Source organism: Mesorhizobium sp. WSM4821 (assembly GCF_055901555.1).
The window spans coordinates 3,772,118-3,789,150 of sequence record NZ_CM148371.1 but is presented as its reverse complement, the minus strand read 5'-3'; the positions used below and the strand labels follow the sequence as shown (position 1 = coordinate 3,789,150).

Annotated in this window: 15 protein-coding genes and 1 pseudogene; 1 reads left to right on the top strand and 15 read right to left on the bottom strand. The window is 64.0% G+C overall.

All coding sequences use genetic code 11. The features are described 5' to 3' along the window. Positions 1-39 precede the first annotated feature (39 nt). The 11 genes from AC0NID_RS18320 to AC0NID_RS18270 all read right to left on the bottom strand — a co-directional run bounded on the left by AC0NID_RS18320 (position 40) and on the right by AC0NID_RS18270 (position 10,323). Positions 40-336: an AzlD family protein gene (locus AC0NID_RS18320; RefSeq protein WP_473455110.1), complete on the bottom strand. Its 297-nt coding sequence runs from the start codon at positions 334-336 to the stop codon at positions 40-42. Then, entirely contained in the window at positions 333-1,061 is a 729-nt protein-coding gene (locus tag AC0NID_RS18315) for an AzlC family ABC transporter permease (RefSeq protein ID WP_473455111.1), read from the bottom strand. The genes AC0NID_RS18320 and AC0NID_RS18315 overlap by 4 nt, the downstream gene beginning before the upstream one ends. Before the next feature lie 111 nt (positions 1,062-1,172). After that, positions 1,173-2,567: a glutamine synthetase family protein gene (locus tag AC0NID_RS18310; RefSeq protein ID WP_473455113.1), complete on the bottom strand. Its 1,395-nt coding sequence runs from the start codon at positions 2,565-2,567 to the stop codon at positions 1,173-1,175. A gap of 33 nt (positions 2,568-2,600) precedes the next feature. Then, entirely contained in the window at positions 2,601-3,692 is a 1,092-nt protein-coding gene (locus tag AC0NID_RS18305; protein WP_473455115.1) for a branched-chain amino acid ABC transporter permease, read from the bottom strand. Position 3,693: 1 nt separating this feature from the next. Then, complete coding sequence (locus AC0NID_RS18300; RefSeq protein WP_473455116.1) at positions 3,694-4,593, bottom strand: branched-chain amino acid ABC transporter permease; 900 nt, start codon at positions 4,591-4,593, stop codon at positions 3,694-3,696. A gap of 7 nt (positions 4,594-4,600) precedes the next feature. Continuing rightward, positions 4,601-5,305 (bottom strand): ABC transporter ATP-binding protein, encoded by a 705-nt coding sequence (locus AC0NID_RS18295; protein ID WP_473455117.1) that lies wholly within the window; start codon positions 5,303-5,305, stop codon positions 4,601-4,603. Between the two features lie 55 nt (positions 5,306-5,360). Beyond that, positions 5,361-6,515: an ABC transporter substrate-binding protein gene (locus AC0NID_RS18290; RefSeq protein WP_473455118.1), complete on the bottom strand. Its 1,155-nt coding sequence runs from the start codon at positions 6,513-6,515 to the stop codon at positions 5,361-5,363. A gap of 43 nt (positions 6,516-6,558) precedes the next feature. Then, positions 6,559-7,284 (bottom strand): ABC transporter ATP-binding protein, encoded by a 726-nt coding sequence (locus tag AC0NID_RS18285; RefSeq protein WP_473455119.1) that lies wholly within the window; start codon positions 7,282-7,284, stop codon positions 6,559-6,561. Between the two features lie 155 nt (positions 7,285-7,439). Continuing rightward, positions 7,440-8,024 (bottom strand): helix-turn-helix domain-containing protein, encoded by a 585-nt coding sequence (locus AC0NID_RS18280; protein WP_097575411.1) that lies wholly within the window; start codon positions 8,022-8,024, stop codon positions 7,440-7,442. Between the two features lie 71 nt (positions 8,025-8,095). After that, positions 8,096-8,899, bottom strand: coding sequence for an N-formylglutamate amidohydrolase (locus AC0NID_RS18275; protein ID WP_473455120.1), 804 nt, complete (start codon positions 8,897-8,899; stop codon positions 8,096-8,098). A gap of 14 nt (positions 8,900-8,913) precedes the next feature. After that, positions 8,914-10,323, bottom strand: coding sequence for an aldehyde dehydrogenase family protein (locus AC0NID_RS18270; protein ID WP_473455121.1), 1,410 nt, complete (start codon positions 10,321-10,323; stop codon positions 8,914-8,916). 151 nt (positions 10,324-10,474) lie between these two features. On the opposite strand from AC0NID_RS18270, the gene AC0NID_RS18265 reads away from it, so the two are divergent. Next, complete coding sequence (locus AC0NID_RS18265; protein WP_473455122.1) at positions 10,475-11,233, top strand: SDR family NAD(P)-dependent oxidoreductase; 759 nt, start codon at positions 10,475-10,477, stop codon at positions 11,231-11,233. 50 nt (positions 11,234-11,283) lie between these two features. Here AC0NID_RS18265 and AC0NID_RS18260 read toward each other — a convergent pair. The 4 genes and pseudogenes from AC0NID_RS18260 to AC0NID_RS18245 all read right to left on the bottom strand — a co-directional run bounded on the left by AC0NID_RS18260 (position 11,284) and on the right by AC0NID_RS18245 (position 16,964). Beyond that, positions 11,284-11,977: pseudogene (locus tag AC0NID_RS18260) on the bottom strand (DUF2461 domain-containing protein). Continuing rightward, positions 11,977-14,181, bottom strand: coding sequence for an NAD-dependent DNA ligase LigA (gene ligA / locus AC0NID_RS18255; RefSeq protein ID WP_473455123.1), 2,205 nt, complete (start codon positions 14,179-14,181; stop codon positions 11,977-11,979). Before ligA ends, AC0NID_RS18260 begins: the two are co-directional and overlap by 1 nt. Positions 14,182-14,411: 230 nt before the next feature. After that, complete coding sequence (gene recN, locus AC0NID_RS18250; RefSeq protein WP_473455124.1) at positions 14,412-16,085, bottom strand: DNA repair protein RecN; 1,674 nt, start codon at positions 16,083-16,085, stop codon at positions 14,412-14,414. A 9-nt stretch (positions 16,086-16,094) separates the two neighbouring features. Next, positions 16,095-16,964, bottom strand: coding sequence for an outer membrane protein assembly factor BamD (locus AC0NID_RS18245; RefSeq protein ID WP_473455125.1), 870 nt, complete (start codon positions 16,962-16,964; stop codon positions 16,095-16,097). Positions 16,965-17,033 lie beyond the last annotated feature (69 nt).

Sequence of the window (17,033 nt, the reverse complement as noted above, 5' to 3'; positions counted from 1 at the left end):
CTATGCGTCCGCCGGAGCGCCGACGAGGCAAAAAGTCGATCAGCCGGCGAACTGCCGCGCCAGGACCAGCACGGCGGCGCCGGCCAAAAACATCGTCATCAGGCCGCCGCGCAGCGAAACCAGCCCAGCGACGACCAACGCCGCCCATTCCGTCGGCCCGGCCCCAAGTGCCGCCGGCGCCACCAGCGTGGTCAGCACCGCCGCCGGCACGGCGTTGAGCCCAGCCTCGACGCGCGGATGGATGTTTTCGAAACGAGAGATCACCAGATGCCCGCCGATTCGGGTCAGATAGGTCGCGATCGCACCGGCGATAATGATCCACAAGGTCGTGCTCATCGCCGCGCCTCCACGCCGCTGTGGTGCGGAGGCAGGATGACCGCGAGCAGCACCCCGGCCACGGCGCCAATGGAGACGTGCCAGGGCGATCCCACCGTTTTATAGGCCAGGATCGAGGCAGCGGCGCTGGCAACGACCACCGGCAGCCACAGCGGCCGTCTGCGAAAGCTCATAACCAGTCCGAGAAAATAGATCGGCAGCAGGAAATCGATGCCCAGCGCATGTGCATCGGGAATGAGCTTGCCGAACACCGCGCCGAGCGCGCTTTCGGTCACCCAGAACACATAGACCGGCAGGGCAAGCCCCATATACCAGGCGAAGCCGACCGTCTTTCCAGCTTCCGCCTTGCGTTCAGCCACCGCGAACTGCGGATCGGTAAGCACGAAATAGCCTAGCGCTTGCTGCATCAGCGGCCAGTGCGCGATGCGCCGACCGATACCGGCGGAATAAAGCACATGGCGGAAATTCACGGCGAAGATCGACAGCACGATCAGCCACGGCGCGACATGCTGGCCGAACAATTCGATGCCGACCATCTGGCTGGCGCCGCCGTAGACCATGGCGCTCATCAGGACGGCTTCGAGCACGGAAAAACCATTGTCGACGGCAAGCGCCCCGAACAGCAGCCCGAACGGCGCCGCCGCCACCACGATGGGCATCGAGAGCCGCACGCCTTGCCAGAAATCGCCTTTCGCGCGGTTTTCGGAGATTGCTTCCGCCGACATCAACCACTCCTTGGGGAAAGGCCGTATGTAGGGAGAGCCGCCTGCCTTGTCACACCAATTCGCTTGAGCCAACTATCAGCGGAAATGATCCCGACGACATTGACGCACGCCTCAGCTGACGAAATAGCGCTGCCATTCGAAGTCGGTGATATGCGACGCCTGCCACGCCTCGAAGGCAGCCTGCTCGGCTCGCCGGCTCTCGGCGTAGTTGTCCCGGAAGGCTTCGCCGAAAGCCTGCGCGCAGAAATCGGAACCGGCGAAGTCATCGATCGACGCGTTGAGCGTGCGCGGCAACTTGGGTTTGTCGAGATTGGCCAGGTTCGATGTCACCGGTGCCTCGAGCGAAAGATCCTTTTCGATCCCCTCACATCCCGCCGCAAGGATGGCCGCGATCGACAAGTAGGGATTGACGTCGGCTCCAGGCGCGCGATGTTCCAGCCGGCAGGCGCCATCATTGGGCGTGGTGATGACGCGGACCGGCGCGGTTCGGTTCTCAAAACCCCAGGCCACATCCTCCGGCGACCACGCACCGCGGTCGAAGCGGCGATAGGAATTGACCGTCGGCCGAAACAGAAGATGCGTCTCCTGCATCCTGTTCAGCACGCCGGCGAGGAATTTCTCGGCAACGGGTGTCAGCCGGTTTGGCCCTGCCGCGAAAGTCGGCTTGCCGTCGCGCCACAGGCTGACATGATGATGCGCGCCGCAGGCGCTTTCCTTTCCCGGCGGCTGGAACCGCGTCATGAAGGTAGCGACAAGCCCGCGCTCGGCACAGAGTTCGCGCAGGTGCAGCTTGGCGCGCATGGCGTCATCGGCCGCCTGAAGTGCCGTCTTCGGCGTCAGCGCGTATTCATACATGCCAAAGCCATATTCAGTCACCAGCGAGGCCACACCGATGCCGATGCTTTTCATGCGGGTGATGAACTCGGCGGCGAAATCCTGGTACTCGCCGCTGCGCACCAGATCGTAGTTGATCAGCGAATGGCCCCAGGGTTTCAACTCGCGATAGCGGCCGGCGCGCATCAAATCGTGGTCGGCGTGAAAAATGCCGAACTCATATTCGAGCGCGAAGCGCGCTTCATAACCTAGCGCATTGGCTCGCTCCTCGACCTTGGCCAGAACGCCGCGCGGATCGAACGGGCAAACCGCGCCGTCGAGCATGTAGGAGCGGGTAATGGCCGAGGCGAATTTCGGTTTCCAGCCGTGCTGGACGACGGTCGCCGGGTCGATGATGCCCTTGATGTTGGGAAAGCCGTTCTCGTCGTTGGCGCTTGCCGAGGCGAAGGCGACATCACCCATCGGCTGGCCGTCGCCATGGGTGACGCAATAGAGGATGGCATTGATCGACTCGCCATGGCTCGACAATTTGAGCGGCGCGATCTTCGAGCGGAAGGCGCCTGACGTGTCGACCGTATGGATCTCGATGAATTCGACGCCGTCGGCTGCCAGCTTGCTCTGCAACGCCTTAAGCTCGGGCGCATACGCCGCGACCCTGTCCTCAAATTCCACTTTCAAACCTCCACCAAGAAACACCAGGCTTCGCTATTTTGCGCGCCTGAAAAATCGCGAAAGCAGCTCATCCAGCTCGTAGCGGCCGCTGATGCCGCCTGGCCGGAAGGCCATGCAAAGCACGATGACCACGCCCAGCGCCACACCGGACAGGCCGAGCAATTGCGGCAGCTGGATGCCGGCGATCGTGACGCCGGATTCGATGCTGCGGATGAATTCGAGCCCGACCGAAAGCACGATCACGCCGGTCACCGCGCCCGTCACCGTCGCCATGCCGCCGAGGATCAGCATCGCCAGCGTGTTGAAGATCATCTGGAAGTAGAACAGCTTCGGGCTGATCGTGCCGGCGAAATAGGCATAGAGAATACCAGCCAGGCCGCAGATCAGCGCCGACAGCACCCATGACACGAGGCGCAGCCGCCGGGCATCGATGGCGAGCGCGGCGGCGGCTTGCGGGCTCTGGGCGCTGGCCCTCAGTTGCAAGCCCCAGCGGCTGTCCTTGAACAGCCGTGCCAGCACGATCACCACGACCGACATCGCCATCATCCACGGCAGGCCGACAACCTTCGGGATGCCGAAGAAGGCCTGGTTGCCCTTGAACAGATCGGTCCAATTGAGAAAGACCGAATGGACGATGATCAGCAGCGCCAGGCTGACAATCGTTGCGGCGACGCCCGAGAGGCGGCTGATGACCTTGCCGCTGACCAGGGCCAGAATGCCGACCGCAAGCAGCGCAAGCAGCGCCGACGAGACGGGGTCGAGCTCCAGCGTCGCGAACCCGAACGGGGCATTGGGGATAGAAAGCTTCTTCATCGCCAGTGGCGTCGACAGTATGGCCACGCCATAGGCGCCAAGCCCGACAAAGGCGCTGTGGCCGAGATTGGCGATGTTGCTGTTGCCCATGAACACTTGCAGGCCGACGACGACGATCAGGTTCACAAAGGCGCCGAGCGCCAGGAATGTGTAGTAGGTCGGCGCGAAATTCAGGATCAGCAGCCCGACGATAAGCATCGGCAACGACGTCACCAACCCGCCGACGAGCGAGCGCGCCAGCGCCCCGCCGGGCCGTGCGGCAGCGGCATGCGCGGTATCTTCGATCGCCTGTGACATCTCTGATCTCGCCACCTCAGATCTCCTTGTCGCCGAGTTCCACCCGTTGGCCAAGCAGGCCTTCCGGTCGGTAGACGAGGAGCGCAACGATGATCAGGTAGGTAAGCGCGTCCTTGAAGCCCCCATACTCCTGCGGCAGGGCGACGAGCAGGCCGACTTCGATGAAGCCGAGCAGCATGCCGCCGACCGCCGCCCCGGGGAGCGAGCCGAAACCGCCGATGACGCAGGCGACGAAAGCCTTCAGCACCAGGCTGAAGCCGAGATCGGGCGAGACGCTGCCGCGCCGCGCCATGATGAACACCGCCGCGATGCCGGCCAACGCGCCCGAAATGGCAAACGCGGTGGCAATCACCCGGTTGGCCCTGATGCCCATCAGGCGAACGGTGGCGAAATCGCGTGAGGCCGCGCGGATGGCCAGGCCGAGCGTTGAACGGTTCAGGAAGAATACCAGGGCCAGGATGGTCAGGCCGGAGACGATCAATTCCATGACCTGAAGCGACGACACCGCGAACGGCCCGAAGAACCACATCTGGTTCAGGCCATTGAGGATCGAGACCGATTGCGGCTTCGGCGAAATCAGCAGCATGAACAGGTTCTGCACGACGATGCTGACGCCGAAGGCCGTCAGCAATCCCGTCGTCGTCGGCGCATAGCGGACCGGACGGAACGCCACGCGCTCGAAGGCGACCGCCGCCAGCGCCGCCGCCGCGATGGCAAGCAGAACCGCGACGATTGGCGACGTCAGCCCCAGCGCCGCCGCCAGGAACACGCTGTAGGCCGAAACGCCGATGATCTCGCCATGGGCGAAGTTCACCAGCCCCATGATCGAAAACACCACCGCCAGCCCAAGCGCCACCAGCGAATATTCCGCACCGAAGGCAAGGGCGTTTAGAAGTTGCTGCAAAGCGTAGTCCATGCCGCGCCTACCCGCCGATATAGAGATTGAGGAGGCCATGTTCGTCGGCAAGCCCGGACGGCGGCCCGTCGAAGCGAAGCGCACCCGAACTCATGACATAGACGCGGTCGGCAAAGCGCAGCGCCTGCCTGGCGTTCTGCTCGATCACCAGCAGCGTCAGCCCCTCCGCCTTGAGCTGGCCGATGAAATCGAATATCCGCACGACGATCTTCGGCGCCAGCCCCAGCGAGGGCTCGTCGAGAAGCAGAAGCTTGGGCCGCGACATCAGCGATCGCGCAATGGCCAGCATCTGCTGCTCGCCACCAGAAAGCGTGCCGGCTGCTTGCGCGTAGCGCTCGGAGAGGACCGGGAACAGAGCCAGGAAGCGCTCCATGTCGTGGCGCACGCCGCGGGCGTCGCGCCGCGTCGCCGCGCCCAGCCGCAGGTTCTCGCCAACCGTCAGATTGGCAAAGATGTGCCTGCCTTCCGGCGTCGACGTCAGGCCGGCGCGAATGCGGTCCTCGGTTCGAACACGCGATATGTCCTGACCGTCGAGCACGATACGGCCGTCCGACGGTGCGACAAGGCCCGTCAGCGCGTTGATGGTCGAGCTCTTGCCGGCGCCGTTCGGGCCAAGCAGGGCGACAAGTTCGCCCTGCCCCACCGACAGCGACAGGTCGCGCACGGCGGCAACCGCGCCGTAGCGCACACTCAGATTCTCGACCTTCAGCACGAACCGGCCCGCACTGGAGTTATTGCCCGATCATTCATCGAAACAGCTTTGCCGATCACTTCAACGCCGGGACGAAGGTCGGCTGCGCGTCGGTGATGAGGACGCGCTTTCCGTTCGGGAAGCCCATAACCGGCACAGCCTTGATCGGATAGCCCTTCTTTTCGGCAAACGAGATGATCGGCGCCGTCGTGCCGGGATAGCCGCCAGATGCCCGGATCGCTTCGCGCAAGGCGGCGGGCTCGACAGTGCCGGACTTCTTCGCCGCCTCATAGCTGATCTGCACCATGTCCGCGCCGAGTGCGTCGAAGATGCCGTTGATCTTGTAGCCATCGGCCTTGCACTGCGCCAGGAAGTGATCGATCGGGCTGTCGACGCCGGTCGCGCCATGGGTGGCGAACATCACCTTTTCCAGCGACGCCGGATCGCCGACGGTTCCTTCCAGCGACTTGTCGTCGAAGGCATCGCAACCGGCGACCCAGCCGTCATAGCCATTGGCGCGCAACTGGCGAATGAGGATGCCGACATCGGGCAGCACGCCGCAGACATGGATGGCGTCCGGCTTCTGCGGCAATGCCTTGATGCTGGCGATCTGCGGCGACCAGTCGGTGGTGCCCCAAGAATAGTTGAGCTTGGAGACGACCTTGCCGCCGAGATGCTCGAACACCTCGCCGAACCATTCCGGCAGCTTCTCGGAGTAGGATCCGGCATCCGGCGAGACCAGCAGCGCCACGGTGCGCGCGCCCTTGCCGTAGAGTGCATCGGCGGTGGCCGCCGCATTGATCGGATCGGGCACGGCGCCGGCAATGAAATTGTCGAGGCCGGCCTGCTGCATCTCGATCTGCGTGTTCGGCGCTGAAAACACCGTCGCGCCATAGGGCTCCGCGATCTGGGCGGTCGGGATCAGCGCATCCGGGAACGGCACGCCGGTGATGACCTGGGCGCCGGCATCGAGGAATTTCTGGCCGAGCGAAACCGAAAGCTGCGGGTCGGAACGATTGTCCTCGATCATCAGTTCGATCTTGGGATCACCGGCGCCAGCCGCCTTGTTCAACTTGTCGGCCATGCAGCGCGCGCCCTCTGCCTCGCTGTAAGGCGCGTAGGTACCGGTCATCGCCACGGCGAGCCCGATCTTCAGATCGGCGGCGCCGGCATGCGCCACCTGCAAGAGCCCTGCCGCGGCAATCGCGGCTCCCAAGATCATCCTGTCCATTGAACCCCTCCTTCTTCCTTGTTGGTGCAATTCCCAAGCGCCGTCACGACGTCTCGGACTCACCGACATAAACCTCGATGACGCGCGGATCGCGCCACACTTCTTCGGTCTGTCCGGATGCGATCACCTGGCCCTGGTCCATGACGCAGAGCCGGTCGCACAGCCTGTTGATGAAACGCAGATCGTGATCGATGACGATGGTCGCGCAACCGACATCCCTGCGAATGCCCTCGATCGCTACCGCCAGTGTCTCGGATTCATCCTCGTTGAGCCCGGCCGCCGGCTCGTCGAGCAGAAGCAGCAGCGGACCGAGCGCCAGCGCGCGGGCGATTTCGAGCCGGCGCTGGCTGCCATAGGACAATGTCCCCGCCGGAACATCGGCAAAGCTGTCCAGCTGATATTGGGCGAGCAGCCGGTCGACGCCGATGCGGCTCGCGACATCGGGGCGAACCGAGCGACAGGTGATGTATGCGACCTCGACGTTCTGCCGGACGGTCAAATCCCTAAACAGCCGGATGGTCTGGAAGGTGCGGCCGACGCCGGCCCGCGCGCAATGCTCGGGACCGTGGCCGGTGATTTCCTTGCCAGCCAGCTTCACGCTGCCGGCATCCGGCTTGAGCACGCCGGCGATCGCGTTGACCAAGGTGGATTTTCCCGCGCCGTTCGGGCCGATCAGGCCGAGGATTTCGCCGGCCGCGCAAGACAGCGAAGCACTGCGCAAGGCCTGCACGCCGCCAAAGGTCTTGCTGACTGCCTCAACCGACAGCATCGGTCACATCTCCCATCCCGGCCGATGGCTTCTTCTCCTGTCAGCCGGTCAGCAGGATGCTAGACCCCTGACTTTTCCATAACAAGTATTTTTTTCCATTTTAGAAAATATTCTTGTTGGAGCCTAATTCCGGGCCTAAATCCGGCCGATCGGGATCAGACCCCGGCGCCAGCCGGCAGCCCGTCGCGCGGAACTGTGTTCGACATCAGCATGACCACGGGCTCGTCGCCGAGCGCGATATAGGCGTGCCGCATTTCGCCGTCGAACAGGATGCTGTCGCCCGGTTGCAGCACCGTCGGGTCATAGTGGACCGTGTGCAGTTCCAGGCTGCCGCTGAGCACATGGATGAACTCCTCGCCCGAATGGCTGCGCCAGCCGCCATTCTCCTCAAAGCTCCTTGCCCGCAGCGTTACGCGCCAGAAAATATTGGTCTTGTCGCGAAAATCGCTGCACAACACCTCGAATTCCATGGCGTTGCCCTGATGCAGGATGCCGCTGCCGGCGCGTGTGATCGAGCGGCGCGCCTGCATGCCCGGCTTCGGGCTGAACAGGAAGGACGCCACCGGCACATGCAGCACGCCGGCGATCATCAGCGCCACGTCGACCGTCAAGCGCGCCTTGCCGTTCTCGAGCTTCGACAGTTGCGAGACCGAAAGGCCGGAGCGCTCGCTGAGGTCGCGCAGCGTGATGTTCTGCTCCTTGCGCGCGTCCCGGATCTTGCTGCCTACATTGCCCTGCATCGCCCACGCCCTTGGCTGTCGTGTTTCCAATTCGACAAGCTCTAGCGGCGTGGCCTGAGGGCGTCCAGCCTTTAGACGGCTACGGCTGATTTCGGCCATAGTGACATCGCGACAGTGGCAAAGCTTGTCTCCAGGATCTGGCTGATGCGTTCGAAAGTTTCGGGATCGGAAAGCAGGTCGTTGCGGACCTCGAGGTAGAGGCAGGGTCTGCCCTGCTCGAGCCCGTGCCGGTTCAGCGTATAGCCGACCGCCTGACGCCAGTCATACGGCGCGTTGTCGCCGATCCTCAAGCCCGCTTCGGCGCCATGCGCGCCGATGGTTTTGAGCACTGAGGTGACGAAGGCCGACGGCTCGCGCCACAGCACGCCGATATCGACGTCGCGCCTGATGCCGCCCATCACCGGGGTGAAGGAGTGTATCGAGACGAGCGCCTGCCTGCCTGCCGCGGTCTCGGTGATCGCCTGTTCGACGGGGGCCCAGGCGATGCGCTTGCGCAGCCTGGCATCAACGGCATCGACCGCGAGATTGCCTGGCACCGGAATGCCGCCGAGATCTGGGCGCATGAAGTCCCACTCGCCCACTGGGCGGTTGTAGTCGAGGAACAGCCGCGAATAATGCGCGACCACGGCTGGCGCCCGCAACGTCCGCGACAGCCGGCGCGTCAAGGCGTCGATGCCGATATCGACGGCGAAATGCGTGCCGAGATAGGGCGCCGCGAGCCCGAGATCACGCCATGGCGCCGGCACGAGATTGCCGGCGTGCTCGGCGATCAGCAGATAGAGGCTCGCCGCATCGGGCAACAACCGCTCGACACTGGCTGCGGCCAGCACCTCGACGGTCGCATCGTCAAGCCCTGCAAGGCTCGCAGCGTTCACCACCGACATCCAATTCAGCCGATGACGGAGCGGACGTGATAGGCTTTCGCCGCCGTCGCTTCTGTCAGGCCGGCGCGGCCATTGGTGCGGCCGAGGCCCGAATTCTTGATGCCGCCCCAGGGCAGATGCAGGTCGGCATGGTCGCAGCGGTTGAGATAGACGGTGCCGGCCTCGACCTCGTCGAGCAGCGCCACGCCACGATCGATGTCCTGCGTCCAGATCGAGGCGCTGAGGCCGAAATCGCTGTCGTTCATCAACCGAAGCGCCTCGTCGTCGCTGCCGACCGGCTGGATGCAAGCCACCGGCCCGAACAGCTCGTCGCGCATGATCTGCATGTCGTGGTCGACCCCGACCAGGACTTCCGGTGCGACATAGGCGGCGCCGAGCTCCGCGGCCTTGAGGGCGCCGTCCCGCGGCATCAGCCGCCGCGCCCCTGCCCGCATCGCGCTTTCGGCGAGATCGCGGATCGTGTCGGCAGCGCCTGCCCGCACCACAGGGCCGACCATCGGCTTCTCGCCGATCGGATGGCCGATGGTCCATTTCGCCGTCTCGGCGACAAGCGCATCGACAAAGCGGTCGTGGATCGCCTGGTCGACATAGATGCGTTCGACCGAGCAGCAGGACTGGCCGGCGTTGGAGTATGTGCCTTCGGCGATCAGCGGTATCGCCGCATCGAGGTCGGCATCGGCCCGCACATAGGTCGGGTCCTTGCCGCCGAGCTCGAGATGCACCTGGGTGAAGGTGCCGGCGGCGGCCGCATGGACGCGCCGGCCGCCATTGACCGAGCCGATGAAGTTCACCGCATTGAAGGTGCCGGAGGCAATCAGGCGCTCCGCGTCCGCGTGATCGAGATGCAAGCTTTGGAACACGCCTTCGGGACCGCCGGCGGCGCGGAAAGCCTCCTCGGCCACCTCGGCGATCAGCGGTGTCTGCGGCGAATGCTTGAAGATGACGACATTGCCGGCCGCAAGCGGCGACGTCACCAGATAGCCCAGCATGGCGGTTGGATAGTTCCAGGCGCAGATCGACAGATGCAGGCCGCCCGCCACCGGCCGCGCGTAACGGCGGATGGTCTCGTCAGAGGGATAAGGCACGTCTGCCAGCGTTTGCGGAGCGATGTCGGAAAGCAGCTGCCCGATCAGCGCCAGACGCGGTGTCTCATCCGCCTGCCACAGAGGTCGGCCTATCTGCCATGCGACCATCTCGGCGAGCGGTGCAGCTCGGGCTTTCATCTCCTCGCCGAAGCGCAGCAGGATCGCCAGGCGCTCGGCGAGCGGCGTCCGCCGCCACGAGGGCAAGGCCGCCCGGGCCCGCGTCAGCGCGGCCTCGATTGCGGCCCCGTCGGCATAGAAGCGCGTCACATAGGTCAAGCCATCGACGGGAGAGGTCACGGAGAAGGTCCGCGCACCGGGGTGCAAATTCATGGTCGTGAAATCCGTTCGAGCTGGGAAGTCATCCGGGCACGATATAGCGATTTTCCATTTTGGCAAATTTTTTCTAATATCGCTTGATGGAGTTTTTATCCGCCCCTATTGTCCGGCGATCGCGTTGGGCAGAGCACATGAGGGAAAGCAGATGATCGTTTATGATTTCACCGGCAGGCACGCGGTTGTCGCTGGCGCCGGTGGCGGCATGGGCGAAGCGATCGCGCTTGCGCTGCTCGAAGCGGGAGCCTCCGTCACCGCCATCGACGTGAAGGCTCGTCCGGCGTCCTTCGCATCCTATGACGACAGGCTCAATTTCGCGCAAGGCAATCTCACCGACGCCGCTTTCGTCGAACAGGTCATCGGCACGGCGGGCCGCGAGCGCGGCGGCATCGACTATCTCGCCAATGTCGCCGGCGTGCTGTGGTTCGGCCGCGACAGATCGGCTCTCGACATGGACCTCGACGTCTGGGACGAAGTCTTCAACATCAACCTGAAGTCCTTCGTGCATACGGCGCGGTCGGTCGTTCCTTACATGCGCGCTGGCGGGCGCGGCGGCGCCATGGTCCATTTTTCGACCATCCAATGGTATCGCGGCGACCCCAACCCGCAAGATGCCTACCAGGCATCGAAGGCGGGCGTCTGCGCCCTCTCCAAATCACTGGCAATGCAGCTTGCCGGCGAACGCATCCGCTCGAACGCCATCTGCCCGGGCATGGCGCTGACACCGCTGCAGGCGCGCTGGGACACCGAGGAAAAGCGGACAGCTGTAGCGAATTACGCACCGCTCGGGCGGATCGGGACACCGCAGGACATGGCCAACGCCGCGCTCTTCCTGCTCTCCGACGCGGCGAGTTACATCACCGGAATTGAACTTCCCGTTGATGGTGGTCTTTTGATGCGGATGTAGCCCGCTATATCCGAATCGCGTCACGGATCGGGACCGCACGCGACCGCCCCCTAATCCTTGGGGACCTTGCCCTGGATCGCCCTGGCCCAGTCCAGCAGCGGCCTTGGCGCGCAAGGTGAAATCGACAAGCTCGTCGACCAGGGCCGGCGTGTGGATTCCGGCCGGGTCGATCGCGTGGCGGACGACGAAATGCCGGTTGCGGATGGCCGCGGCGAGATCGGCTTCCACGACATGCTCGAAACCGCGTGGCGTTCGTTTCATGCACCCTTCCGAATCGAGTTCGAGGCCGGCTTTCTTCAGCGCCGCGACCAGGGTGCGGAATTCACCCGGCCGCGCCGCGATGGCCTGGCGCATCGCCAGCAGCAGCGCCGGCCCCGGCTGCCACCAGGCAACGCCGGCAAAACAGCGGTCGAGCCCGATATAAACGAAGAAGACACCCTGCTCCATCTTGGTGCCGTCGGGCGAAAGGATTGCCGATAGATGCCGGTTGTAGGGCCGTTTGTCCTTGGCGAACCGCACGTCGCGATTGATCCGGAACAGCGACTTCCTGCGATCGCCGCGCAAGCCCAGCCCCACGGCCGCGAAGCGCTCGGAGAGCGTTTCGACCAGATCGCCGAAGGGGTCGCGCAGTTCGCGTTCGAAGAGGTCGCGGTTTTCCACGAACCATTCCCGGCTTTGATGGAAATCGAGCGCCCTGAGGAAGGGAATGGCCTTTTGGCCGAAGCCGTCGAATGCGCCGGCCATTACGCCTTGCCGATCCGCTGCAACCAAGCGTCTTCGTCGATCACCTCGATGTCGAGTTCGGTAGCAAGCTTCAGCTTGGAGCCTGCGCCAGGACCCGCCACCACCAGATCGGTCTTCGCGGAAACCGAACCCGCGACCTTCGCGCCGAGACGTTCCGCCATCGCCTTGGCTTCGGGGCGTGTCATTTTTTCCAGCGTGCCTGTGAACACGACCGTCTTGCCGGCGACCGCGCTGTCGGCCGAGACGTTCACAATGTACGGCTTCGGGTGGACCTGCTTGAGCAGCTTTTCAAGCACGTCGTCGTTGCGTTCATTGCCGAAGAAATCGCGAAGCGCGCCTATCACCGTGTCGCCGATGCCGTTGATCGATGGGAAAACGGTGTGTGGATCGGCCGCCGCTGCCGTCTCCTTGCCGACGCGGATCAACTCTTCGATGGTCGAGAAGGTTCGAGCAAGCACGGCTGCCGTCGTTTCGCCGATATGGCGGATGCCCAACGCGAAGATGAAGCGATCGAGTTCCGGTTCGCGACGAGCGTCGATGGCAGCGAAGAGCTTGTCGAGGCCTTCGTAATTGCGCTCCTCGACACTGCGCACATTCTTGCGCGTCTTGCCCGATGCGGCCTCGCGCTGCCTTGCCTGTTCCTCGCGCCGCTCGGCCAGCGCCTTGGTGACGGCGGGACGGCGGTCTCTGAGCGTGAAGATATCGGCGGCTGTCTTGATCAATCCCGCATTGAAGAACAGGTCTATGTTTTCAGCGCCCAGGCCTTCGATATCCATGGCGCCGCGTGACACAAAGTGGCGCAATCCTTCCACGGCCTGCGCGGGGCAGATCAGTTCGCCGGTGCAGCGTCGGCGGGAATCTTCCTTGCCGGTCTTCTCGTTGATCTCGCGCGTCGCCGGTGAGCCACAGATCGGACAGGTGTGCGGGAATTCGTAAGGCACGGCCTCGGGCGGACGCTTGTCGATGACGACGCTGACGATCTGCGGAATGACGTCGCCCGCCCGCTGGATGACCACTGTGTCGCCGATACGCACGTCATAGCCGTCGCGGATCGGCTGGCCGTTACTATCCAGACCCTTGATGTAGTCTTCGTTGTGGAGCGTGACATTTTCGACCACAACGCCGCCAACCGTGACAGGCGCAAGCCGCGCAACCGGCGCCAGCGTGCCGGTACGGCCGACCTGAATGTCGATCCTAAGCACGGTCGTCATCGCCTGTTCGGCCGGAAATTTGTGGGCGATGGCCCAGCGTGGCTCGCCGGTGACGAAACCCCATCTGCGCTGCAGTTCCAACTGGTCTACCTTGTAGACGACGCCGTCGATGTCGTAGCCGAGCGACGAGCGCTGGGCCTCGATCAGGTGGTAGTGCGCGACCAGCTCCTCGACCGATCTCGCCCGCACCATCAGCGGACTGATCTTGAACCCCCACTCAGCGAATTTTTGCACGGAATCATATTGAGTCGGAGCGGGATCCTCCGACGTATAGCCCCAGGCGTAGGCAAAAAACTTGAGGTTTCGGCTGGCCGTCACCGAAGGATCCTTCTGACGCAGGGATCCGGCCGCCGTATTGCGCGGATTGACGTAGTCCTGGCCGCCGACCGCCGCCGACCGTTGCTTCAGCGCCTCGAATTCCGCATAGGTCATGTAGACCTCGCCGCGTATCTCGATGACATCAGGCCAGCCTGAGCCTTTCAGCTGTTTGGGGATGTCGGCGATTGTCCTGAGATTGGCGGTGATGTCCTCCCCGACGGCGCCGTTGCCGCGCGTTGCGCCCTGCACGAACACACCGCCTTCATAACGCAGGGACGCCGACAGCCCGTCGATCTTCGGCTCAGCCGTGAAGGCGATGTCCAGATCCTTGTCGCGGTCGAAGAATCGCCGGCCGCGCTCGATGAAGTCGGTGACGTCCTGGTCGGTATAGGCCTTGGCGAGACTGAGCATCGGCACCGCATGGCGCACCTTGGCAAAGCCTTCCGCCGGTGGCGCGCCCACGCGGAGCGACGGCGAATCCTCTAGCACCAAGGCGGGGAAGCGCTGTTCGATGGCGAGGTTGCGCCGCGTCAGCGCGTCATATTCCGCGTCCGTGATTATCGGTGCGTCCTCGGTGTGGTAGCGCCGGTCGTGCTCGGCGATCTCCTCCGCCAGCCGCTTCAATTCGCTGGCTGCCTCGCTTTCGCTGAGCGAATCGACAGGTTTTTCCGACATGCACTGCTCCCTGGCGCATGACCACGAAGGGCATGCGCGAAAAATCAAATCGCCGTAGCTTTGCGCGTCCGAAAGGACGGGCGGCGCTGTAGCGGTGGCGCGACACAATAGAACAGGATTTTCTCATAAGGGAGAGACCAGGCACGGGAAAATCATGCCTGAACAGCGGGATGGAGCCATATCCTGACTCTGTCCGAAAGGCCGTGCTATCGGCGTTGGACGGCGTGTAGCTAAGCCGCGGCCGTATTCTCCCGCAGAAGCCGCTCGGCTGCCGCGCGCGCCTCGTCGGTGATGGTCGCTCCGGCAAGCATCCGCGCGATCTCTTCCTGGCGCGCCGCCCGGTCCATCTCGGCAATGCCGGTCGCGACACGATCGGCGCTGCCGGATTTGGAGATCAGGAAATGCGTCGCCGCGCGCGCCGCCACTTGCGGCGCGTGGGTAACCGAAAGCACCTGCACACGCTTCGACAGCCGCGCCAGCCTTTGGCCGATGGCGTCCGCCACCGCACCGCCAACGCCGGTGTCGATTTCATCGAAGACCAGAGTCGGCGCCGAGCCGCGGTCGGCCAGCGCCACCTTCAGCGCCAGCAGGAACCGCGAAAGCTCGCCACCGGAGGCGACTTTCATCATCGGGCCCGGTTTTGTCCCGGGATTGGTGCGCACCCAGAACTCGACCTGATCGATGCCGTCTTCCATGCGGCTCTCGGCTTCACTCGCAATCTCGACGATGAACGCGGCCCGTTCGAGCTTGAGCGCCGGCAGCTCGGCCATCACCGCCCTGGTCAATCCGACCGCCGCCGCATGGCGAAGCGACGAAAGTTGCGCCGCGGAAATGTCATAGGCTTCGCGCGCGGCGGCGGCTTGCTTTTCCAGCCCGTGCAGGCGCTCCTCGCCGGCATCGAGATCCGCGAGGTCGGCCGCCATAGTGTCGCGCAATTGCGCCAGGTCATCGACCGCCACGCTATGCTTGCGTGAGGCGGCACGCAGCGAAAACAGCCGCTCCTCGGCCTGTTCCAGCCGCCGCGGATCATATTCGGTGGCGCGAAGTGCCGCGTCCACGCCCGATTGCGCCGCGTCGAGCGACAGCATCGCCTCGTCGAGCGATTTGACCACGTCCTCGAGCAGGCCGGGCGCCTCGGTCACCTTGCGCTGCAGCCGCCGCAACAGGCTGGCGAGCTGAGGCAAGGGCGAGGACGGGCCCGAGAGCACATCTTGCGCATCATGGATTTCCGAGGCGATCTTCTCTGCCCGCATCATCGAGGCACGCAATTCGGCAAGGTCGGCTTCCTCGCCGGGCTGGGGGTCGAGCTTCGTCAATTCGGCGACCACGGCGCGCAGATAGTCGGCCTCGCGGGCCGCCGCTTCCACCTTGGCGCGGTGTCGCGAAAATTCCTGCTCGCAGGCCCGCCAGTGCCGCCATGCCTCGCCGGTCGCCCGGACGGCGCCGAGATGACCGCCGAAGCTGTCCAGCAATTCGCGATGGGCGCCGGGATCGACCAAGGCGCGCTCGTCATGCTGACCGTGGATCTCGACCAGCGCGTGGCCGACATCGCGCATCAGCGTCACGCTGGAAGGCTGGTCGTTGACGAAGACGCGGGTACGGCCATCCGCAGTCTGCACGCGGCGCAGGATGATGTCGCCATCGTCCTCGATGGCGTTGTCGGCAAGCAGCATGCGGGCAGGATGGTTGCGCGGCACGTCGAACACGGCGATGACCTGGCCCTGTGCCGTGCCATGACGCACCAGCGAAGCGTCGCCGCGGGCGCCGAGCGCCAGCGACAGAGCGTCGAGCAGGATGGATTTTCCAGCGCCGGTTTCGCCGGTCAGCACCGAAAGGCCGGACGAAAAGTCGATGTCCAGCTTCTCGATCAGAACGATATCGCGGATCGACAGTCTGGAAAGCATGGCGCCGCTTCAGGCGCCCGTGATCAGCTTCCCGGCCTTGGAGATCCACGACCCGGCACTCTCGCGCGGCTCGAGCCCACCAGTCTGCAGGAGCTTGTAGGAATCCTTGTACCACACGCTGTCGGGGTAGTTGGTGCCGAGCACGGCCGCGGCAGTCTGCGCTTCCGAGGTCAGCCCCATCGCGTAGTAGCTTTCGGTGAGACGGGCAAGCGCCTCCTCGACATGGCGCGTGTTGGAATAGGTCTCCACCACGGTGCGGAACCGCTTGACGGCGGCGATGTATTCACGCCGCTCGAGATAGTAGCGGCCGATCTGCATCTCCTTGCCTGCGAGCTGGTCGTTGGCGAAGCGGATCTTTTCCTTGGCGTCGTCGACATATTCCGAATCGGGCCAGCGCGTCACCAGATCCTGCATCGTCTGCACGGTCTGACGCGCTTCCTTCTGGTCCTGGGTGACGTCCTTGATCTGCCGGTAGTAGCTGAGCCCGATGATGTACTGGGCGTAGGCGGCGTCGTCGGTCGTCGGGTAGAGCGTGAGATACCGCTTGGCCGAACCGATCGCCTCGGTATAGTTGCCCTGGCGATAATCGGCAAAGGCGCCCATCACCATCGATTTGCGGGCGTATTCGGAATAGGGATGCTGGCGATCGACCGCACCGAATTTGCGGCTCGCCTCCTGCAGGCGCCCGGCATTCAGATTGGCGAGGCCCTGATTGTAGAGAACGTCGGCCGGCTCGGTCTGCTCGACATAGGTCGACAGGTCGACATCTTTCTCGGACGACATGCAGGCTGACAGGAACAGCGATGGAACGACCACCGAAAGCGCCAGGAAAACAGCCTGCCGCGGCGCTTCCGATTGACCAACTCGCTTGAAAAACATGATTGGATTCCGCCCTTTCGGCGTCATTTCAGTCGTCATTCGCTCTGGGGCAGCAGCCATAAACCATAA

Bases quoted from the DNA above. Each gene is read 5' to 3' on its own strand.
- ligA (WP_473455123.1), bottom strand. From the start codon at position 14,181: ATGTCGGAAAAACCTGTCGATTCGCTCAGCGAAAGCGAGGCAGCCAGC.
- AC0NID_RS18280 (WP_097575411.1), bottom strand. From the start codon at position 8,024: ATGCAGGGCAATGTAGGCAGCAAGATCCGGGACGCGCGCAAGGAGCAG.
- AC0NID_RS18315 (WP_473455111.1), bottom strand. From the start codon at position 1,061: ATGTCGGCGGAAGCAATCTCCGAAAACCGCGCGAAAGGCGATTTCTGG.
- recN (WP_473455124.1), bottom strand. From the start codon at position 16,085: ATGCTTTCCAGACTGTCGATCCGCGATATCGTTCTGATCGAGAAGCTG.
- AC0NID_RS18245 (WP_473455125.1), bottom strand. From the start codon at position 16,964: ATGTTTTTCAAGCGAGTTGGTCAATCGGAAGCGCCGCGGCAGGCTGTT.
- AC0NID_RS18300 (WP_473455116.1), bottom strand. From the start codon at position 4,593: ATGGACTACGCTTTGCAGCAACTTCTAAACGCCCTTGCCTTCGGTGCG.
- AC0NID_RS18270 (WP_473455121.1), bottom strand. From the start codon at position 10,323: ATGAATTTGCACCCCGGTGCGCGGACCTTCTCCGTGACCTCTCCCGTC.
- AC0NID_RS18290 (WP_473455118.1), bottom strand. From the start codon at position 6,515: ATGGACAGGATGATCTTGGGAGCCGCGATTGCCGCGGCAGGGCTCTTG.
- AC0NID_RS18320 (WP_473455110.1), bottom strand. From the start codon at position 336: ATGAGCACGACCTTGTGGATCATTATCGCCGGTGCGATCGCGACCTAT.
- AC0NID_RS18265 (WP_473455122.1), top strand. From the start codon at position 10,475: ATGATCGTTTATGATTTCACCGGCAGGCACGCGGTTGTCGCTGGCGCC.
- AC0NID_RS18285 (WP_473455119.1), bottom strand. From the start codon at position 7,284: ATGCTGTCGGTTGAGGCAGTCAGCAAGACCTTTGGCGGCGTGCAGGCC.